5 protein-coding genes are annotated in these 6,961 nt (G+C 72.6%); 1 reads left to right on the top strand and 4 read right to left on the bottom strand.

Annotated features, from left to right (window positions below):
• Window positions 1–186 precede the first annotated feature (186 nt).
• Window positions 187–1,416: a DUF222 domain-containing protein gene (locus VMV22_09995; GenBank protein ID HUY22660.1), complete on the top strand. Its 1,230-nt coding sequence runs from the start codon at window positions 187–189 to the stop codon at window positions 1,414–1,416.
• 401 nt (window positions 1,417–1,817) lie between these two features.
• On the opposite strand, the gene VMV22_09990 is transcribed toward VMV22_09995, so the two are convergent.
• From VMV22_09990 to VMV22_09975, 4 genes are all read right to left on the bottom strand, one after another.
• Window positions 1,818–3,236 carry an aldehyde dehydrogenase family protein gene (locus VMV22_09990; protein HUY22659.1) on the bottom strand — a complete coding sequence of 473 codons (1,419 nt, stop codon included), beginning with the start codon at window positions 3,234–3,236 and terminating at the stop codon, window positions 1,818–1,820.
• A gap of 242 nt (window positions 3,237–3,478) precedes the next feature.
• A complete protein-coding gene (locus VMV22_09985) occupies window positions 3,479–5,329 on the bottom strand; it encodes an MFS transporter (GenBank protein HUY22658.1) in 1,851 nt (616 codons plus the stop codon).
• 277 nt (window positions 5,330–5,606) lie between these two features.
• Entirely contained in the window at window positions 5,607–6,491 is an 885-nt protein-coding gene (locus VMV22_09980; GenBank protein ID HUY22657.1) for an SDR family oxidoreductase, read from the bottom strand.
• Window positions 6,492–6,496: 5 nt separating this feature from the next.
• Window positions 6,497–6,961 (bottom strand): enoyl-CoA hydratase-related protein (locus VMV22_09975; protein ID HUY22656.1); only part of this gene is annotated, 465 nt, incomplete at its 5' end.

Below are 6,961 nucleotides of genomic sequence, written 5' to 3'. Positions count from 1 at the left end.
TTTCGACTCTCGGTTCTCTCGGGCGGACTCCGCCCGGAATCCTGCCGGAGAACTGTTCTCGTACGTTCACGATATATCACGACTGTTCCAGCTGCAAGCCCTGTCGTCCCCGGCGCCTCCCGTCGTGATCATCGACTCGTGCCTGGCTCCGATGTCACCGATACACCCTCATGTCATCCTGGACGAGTGCAGAAGTTCGCCGTCCCCCGCCGAGCCGTGGCCGATCTCTCCGCCTATCTGGCGGATCTCGACCCGGCCCTGATCACCACGGCACAGGCGGCCGAGCTCTACGCCGTGTTCGCCGAGGTCCGCCGGCTGGGCTCGGCCGGTGAGCTGCTGCTCGCCCCCCGGGCCGCGGAGTCCGAGGGTTGGAAGGACGACGGGCACCGCAGCGCGGCGGCCTGGATGGCGGCCACCTCCGGCACGGGGTTGGGCGAGGCCATCGCCACCCTGGAGACCGGAACCCGCCTCGAGGCCCTGCCGGCCACGGCCGAAGCCGTCCGTCGCGGGACGCTGTCCGCCCCGCAGGCGAAGGAGATCGCCGCCGCCGCGGCCGCCCGCCCGTCGGCGGAGGCCGAGCTGCTGGAGGCGGCGGGCGCGTGCACCGTGAAGGGCCTGAAGGACCGCTGCCGAGCGGTGCGGGCCCGGGCGGGGTCGGCTGCAGCGGAGAACGAGCGCTACGAGGCCATCCGCAGGACCCGGTTCTTGCGCCACTGGAGCGACCCCGACGGGGCCTTCCGGGCCGAGATGCGGCTCACCCCCGACGACGGGGCCAGCCTGCTGGCGTCGCTCGAGCGCCGTACCAACGAGCGCTTCGACGAGGGGCGCACGGCCGGTCGGCACGAGCCCACGGCCGCCTACGCCGCCGACGCGCTGGTGGACCTGGTCACCGGCCGGGTCCGGTGCACAGGCACGGGCCCCGCCGACGCCGCCCCCGCCTCCCCGGGGAGCCCCACCACATCCGCCCCCCGGGCCGTGGTGCACGTGCGCATCGACGCCGGGGCCCTGCGCCGGGGACATGCCGACGACGGTGAGACGTGTGAGATCCCCGGGGTGGGGCCCGTCCCGGTGGCGAGCGTGCGGGCGCTTCTGCCCGAGGCCTTCGTGAAGCTCCTCGTGCACGACGGCGTGGACGTCACCACCGTGTGCCACGTGGGCCGGACCGTGCCCGCCCATGTGCGCAGTGCGCTCGAGGAGCGCGACCCGCAGTGCGTGGTGCCGGGCTGTGACGTGGCCCTCGGCCTCGAGATCGACCACTACCGCACGGCCTTCGCCGAGGGTGGCCCCACCGCCCTCGAGAACCTGGCCCGTCTGTGCCACTTCCATCACGCCATGAAGACCTACCGGGGCTTCGAGCTCAGAGGCGGTCCGGGCAAGTGGGAGTGGGAGCCACCACCGGAGTTCGCCTCCGGCTGAGGGTGTTGTCCCGCGCCGATGGTGAGCTCGGTGGGCGCACCGCCGATTGCTCGGCCAGGCACCGTTCCCGACGCCAACCCGCCGGTGGCCCATCCCCGAGAAGTGCTCCACGCCAAGGGCCACCCGAGGGGCGGCAGCGTTCTCGCCGAACCGATCCGATCCGAGCGAGAACCCTCGCAGGAGTGCCCCCCACGCGCTCGCCCGACGCCGGACTCACGCAGCGCCCCGATGGAAGCCGGCCGCCCCGATCCCAGCGGCCACGAGTTGCGCCACCCCCGTCGCGCAGCACCGACGGGTCTTGGCGGCCTCCGCCGGGTCACCGCTGAACCACGCTCATCCCCGCCGCCCCGCCCCGCCACGGCCCGCCACGGCCGCGGGCGGGTCGGCAAGCGGCAGGCGGCTCAGCGCTGCAGCGCCTTGACCTCCAGGTACTCCTCGAGCCCGTACTTACCGAGCTCGCGCCCGATTCCGGACTGCTTGTACCCGCCGAAGGGGGCGAGCGGGTTGAAGCCCCCGCCGTTCACCTCGACCTGGCCCGTCCGCAGCCGCCGGGCCACGCGCTCGGCGTGCTCCTTGTCGCCCGCCCACACGCCGCCGGCGAGGCCGTAGACGGTGTCGTTGGCGATGTCGATGGCCTCTTCCTCGGTGTCGAAGGGGATGATCGAGAGCACCGGCCCGAAGATCTCCTCCTGGGCGATGGTCATGTCCCGGGTCACATTGGTGAAGACCGTCGGGCGCACGAAGTAGCCCTTCTCCAGCCCCTCGGGCGCTTCCGCACCGCCGGTGAGGAGCGTCGCTCCCTCGTCGATGCCCTTCTTGATGTACCCGCGCACGCGCTCGAGCTGGGTGGCGGACACGAGCGGCCCGATGCGGGTCGCGGCGTCGAAGGGGTCACCGGGGGTGTAGGTCTCGGCGGTCTGCACGGCCAGCTCCTCGGCCTCGGCGAGGCGCGAGCGGTGCACCAGCATGCGGGTGAGCGCCGAGCACGTCTGGCCCGAGTTGATGTAGCAGGCAGCCACGCCGGCAGGCACCGCCGAGGACAGGTCGGCGTCCTCGAGCAACACGTTGGCGGACTTGCCGCCGAGCTCCAGGGCGACGCGCTTCACGCCCTGGGCGGCGAGCTCCATGACGCGCTTGCCGGCGCGCGTGGAGCCGGTGAACGACACCATGTCGACGAGCGGGTGCGAGGCGATGGCCTCACCGACGACGGGGCCCACGCCGGTGACGAGGTTGAAGACGCCCGGTGGGAGGCCGATCTCGTCGAGGATCTCGGCCAGGATGAAGGCGTTGAGCGGTGCCACCTCACTCGGCTTCAACACGATCGTGCATCCCGCCGCCAGTGCTGGAGCGACCTTGGCCGCGATCTGGTGCAGCGGGTAGTTCCACGGCGTGATGGCGCCGACCACGCCCACCGGCTCCCGCACGATGAGGGTGTTGCCCACCTCTTCCTCGAAGGGGAACTCGGTGGCGAGCTGCGCCGCGGCGGAGAAGCTCATCACCGGCAGGCCGACCTGGATCAGGTTGGAGAGGGTGAAAGGCATGCCGACCTCCTGCGAGATCAGCGTGGCGATGTCGGGGGTGCGCGCCGTCAGCGACTCCTGCACCCGGGCGAGCGTCTTGGCCCGCTCCTCCCTCGAGGTCTGCGACCACTCCGGGAAGGCGTCGGCGGCGGCGCGCACGGCGCGGTCCACGTCCTCCGGCGTCCCCTCGGGGATCGTCCCGATGACTTCCTCGGTGGTCGAGTTGACGACGTCGAGCGTCCCCGTGCCCGTTGAGGGCACCCAGGCACCGTCGATGTAGAGCTTGTCGCGCACGTCCATGACCGACTCCTCCTGGTGTCGCCGCTGATTTTGCTGATTCCGCCGGCTCCCGGGCTGCTCCCGGGCCGGCGCCGCCCCCTCCGCATCGAGGGCGACCCGACGCGATGCTATGCCCCGGGCGTCCCCATCGCGCTGCGGGGCGCCCCGAGCGACCTCGTCACGCCGCCGGTGCGTTCCGAGCACCTCGTCACGCCGCTGCTACGCACCGGGTACCTCATCGCGCTACTGCTGTGCGCCGAGCCTCAGCCCGGAAGGACCGGGTCCTCGCCGTGCGGGACGCCGCGACCCTCGCTGCCCTCCTCGTCGCCCCCGCCATCGTCGAGGGCAACGACCTGGGCACCGGTCACACCGTCGGAGACTGACGCTGCGTCGACGCCGGCATCGCCATCGACGGCCACCCCCGCGGCGTGCGCGCCCGAGCTTCCCTCAGCGCCCCCGCCCGAGATCCCGCCGACGCCCCCGCCCGAACCGTCGCCGACTCCCCCGCCCGAACCGTCGCCGACTCCCTCGTCGATGCCCTCGCCCGAGCCCCCGCCGACTCCCTCGTCGACGCCCTCGCCCGATCCCCCGTCGTCGACCCACCCGATCGTCCGGTACGGGTTCCCGAGGATGTGGCGGGCCATGTCGAACACCGACGCCGAGTCGGCGTCCGCAGCGGTGACGACGCCACCGAGCAGGGCGCGGTCGCGACCCATCACCTGGTCCATGACCGAGTCGCCCATGCGTTGGACGATGTCGCCCATCTCGGCGCGCTCCTGACCCTTGGGGATGCGCAGCCAGCACATGACGACGGCCTGGACGATGCCGGCGGCGGCCGGGAAGAGCCAGATGGTGCGGTAGTCGCCGGTGAGGTCGACCACCCAGGCGGCGAGGAACGAGAAGACCACGGCGAACAGGCTGAAGGGGGCCACCAGCTTCCCGAGCAGCTCCCCCATCCCGCCCGAGCGCGGGAGGAGCTGCAGGAGCATGGGGGCCAGCGAGATGACGAAGGCGCCGAGCATCGGCCCGCCCACGAAGGCGAGGAGGACCGACTGCCAGATGTGGGTGGTGGTGAACTGCACCAGGGAGACGACCGAGCCGGCCAGGGGCGTCAGGACGGCGATCTGCTTGCGGGTGAGGACGCGGCTCAGGCCGTATCCGAGGCCGAGGCCGAGCATGACGACGGGGACGCCGCTGACCCAGCCGGCGATGGTCTGCGAGTTGGCCCCGGCGTGCTGCACCCTCTGGAAATAGACGATGGCGAGGTAGCCGGTGGCGCTGAGCCCGGCCCAGAACACGAGGATGCCGGTCACGAGGACGCGGGCGTTGGGCACCCGCATGATGTCGGAGAGCTCGTCGCGCCACGGGCGCACCCGGCGGTGCCGCTCGCGGTCGGCGACCTCGCGGGCCGCCGGCGACTCGCGCACCAGCACCAGGACGACGAGGGCCACCGCCACCATGAAGCCCCCCGCCATGCGGAACGCCAGGTTCCAGGTGGCCGGGTCGTGCGCCTTCCAGGTGGCGATGACGGTGCCCTTGATGACGAGGCTCACGAGCATCCCGAACAGGCCGATGAGCGCGGCCGCCTTCAGGGAGCGGCTCTTGCCGAAGGTCTCGGGGATGACGGCCACGTTGGTGAGGCCGAACATGACGCTGGCGGTCTTCACCACCACGATGAGCAGCACCAGCGGCCAGAACCCCGACACCAGGGTGTAGGCCCACGTGCACACGCCCATGATCAGCAGGCCCGCCGCCATGTAGGGAGCCCGGCGGCCCGCCGCGGTGTGGGTCCGGTCGCTCGCCCGGCCGAGCAGCGGGTACGCCAGCCAGCCGATGAGCCGGTTGGCGGTCAGGGCGAACGTGATGGCCAGCGCGCTCGACACCCGCGACTCCACGAGCAGGGTCAGCAGCACGCCCGACACCGCCAGGTTGGCCCGGGGCCCGATCAGGCCCAGCGTCAGCCCGATGAAGCTCCGCAGGCGCATGCGGTCGATGCCCGCGGTGGCGTCCTGGGGGGCCACGTCGATCCCGCCGGAGTCGGTGATGGGCAGCACGTCGGTGAGTGCGGCGTGGTCCCCGGACCCGGGACCGCCCGGATCGGGTCCGATGCGCATCCCCACGATCCTACGGGAGCCGTCCCCGAACCGGGGCTCGCCGGCGGCCCTGGTCCGTGCGCTGAGGCTGTCTCGTTTGAGCCTCGCGAGCAGCACGCGCCGCCACGTCGACCGCCCTGATCCGTCGTCAGGTCCGGCCCCGTCCCGGCGTTCGGGCCCCGCCTGACCCGTCGTCAGGTCCGGCCCCTTACCTGTCTCGCTCCCGATCCGGGCATCCGGGTCCGGGCCCGAGCGCGGGCCCGAGCCCGAGCCCGCTTCGGGCTATCGCCCATGCGTCCTACGGCTCGGGGTGGCGCGGCCCGAGGGCCCCGGCGATCTGGTCGCGCACCGGCACGAACTCGGGCATCACGAAGTCCCGGCGCAGCCAATTGGCCCCGTCGACCACCAGGGTGTGGCCCGTGACGAAGGATGCATAGGGCGAGCACAACCAGGTGGCGGCCCAGCCCAGCTCGTGCAGCCGGCCCAGGCGGCCCGCCGGGGAGCGGCGATTGTCGACGTCCTCGCCCTCGGTGCGCAGGGCCTGCAGGTCGGCCCGCATGTCCTCGTGCGGGAAGAGCCCCGGCGCCAGCGCGTTCACCCGCACGCCGAACGGCGCCCATTCCACGGCCAGGGTCTTGGTGAGGTTGCCGACGCCCGCCTTGGCCGCCGCGGTGTGGGCCATGCCCGGGCCGCCCGTGAACGACTGTGTGGCCAGGATGTTGCAGATGGCCGCGGGGGCGCCCGCCCGGCTCGCCCGGCGGAAGATCTCCTGGGAACAGAAGAAGGTCCCGTCCAGCACGATCTGGGTGACGGCCCGCCAGCCGTTGGGGCTGAGGTCGTCGGCGGGCACGGGAAAGTTCGCGGCCGCGTTGTTCACCAGCACCGACGCCGGCCCCAGGGCGTCCTCGAGGGCGTCGAACGCCGCTGCGACATCCTCGGCCTTGCGGATGTCGGCGCCGGCGTGGGCGGCGCGGCCGCCCGCCGCCTCGACGGCGGCGACGCCGGCCTGGCGGTGGCCCTCGTCGCGCGACAGGATGCCGACCGCCGCGCCCAGGCGGGCGAACTCGACGGCGATGGCTTTGCCCAGGCCGGTCCCGCCGCCGGTGACGATGACCGTGGTGCCGGCGAAGGTGCCGGCGGGCAGCATGGCGGTGCCGAGGGGCGGGGGCTCGGGGAGGGGCACGGCGCCTACTTCCCTTCGAAGACGACGGGCTGCTTCTTGGCCTTGGCCGCGTAGCCGGCGGGCATGTCGTCGGAGACGAACTCGATGGCCGCGCTCATGGCTTCGAAGCGCATGGCCTCGGTGAGGCCGCGGTAGGTGAAGCCGTCGATGGTGCGCTTGATGCTCTGCACCGCCAGAGGGGCGTTGGCGGCGATTTCCTCGGCGATGGCCATGGCCGTGGGGAGCAGGTCCTCGGTGGAGGTGATCTGCTGCACGACGCCGATGCGCTCGGCCGTGCGGGCGTCGAGGCGCCGGCCCGTGAAGGCGAGAAGCTTGGCCCAGCCCGCCCCGGCCTCGTGGGCGAGACGCAGGTCCCCACCGCCGTCGATGCCCACGCCCACCTGCGCCTCGGGGAGAGCGAAGACGGCGTCCTCGGCGGCGATGCGGATGTCGGACATGAGGACGAGCTCGAACCCGAAGCCGAGGCAGTA

It is taken from the genome of Acidimicrobiales bacterium, assembly GCA_035531755.1.
Classification (GTDB): domain Bacteria; phylum Actinomycetota; class Acidimicrobiia; order Acidimicrobiales; family UBA8190; genus DATKSK01.
This window is presented reverse-complemented; position numbering and strand designations above follow the sequence as displayed.

What these genes read in the sequence shown, in the direction of transcription:
- VMV22_09985 (HUY22658.1), bottom strand. Translation starts at nt 5,329, where the DNA reads ATGCGCATCGGACCCGATCCGGGCGGTCCCGGGTCCGGGGACCACGCC.
- VMV22_09990 (HUY22659.1), bottom strand. Translation starts at nt 3,236, where the DNA reads ATGGACGTGCGCGACAAGCTCTACATCGACGGTGCCTGGGTGCCCTCA.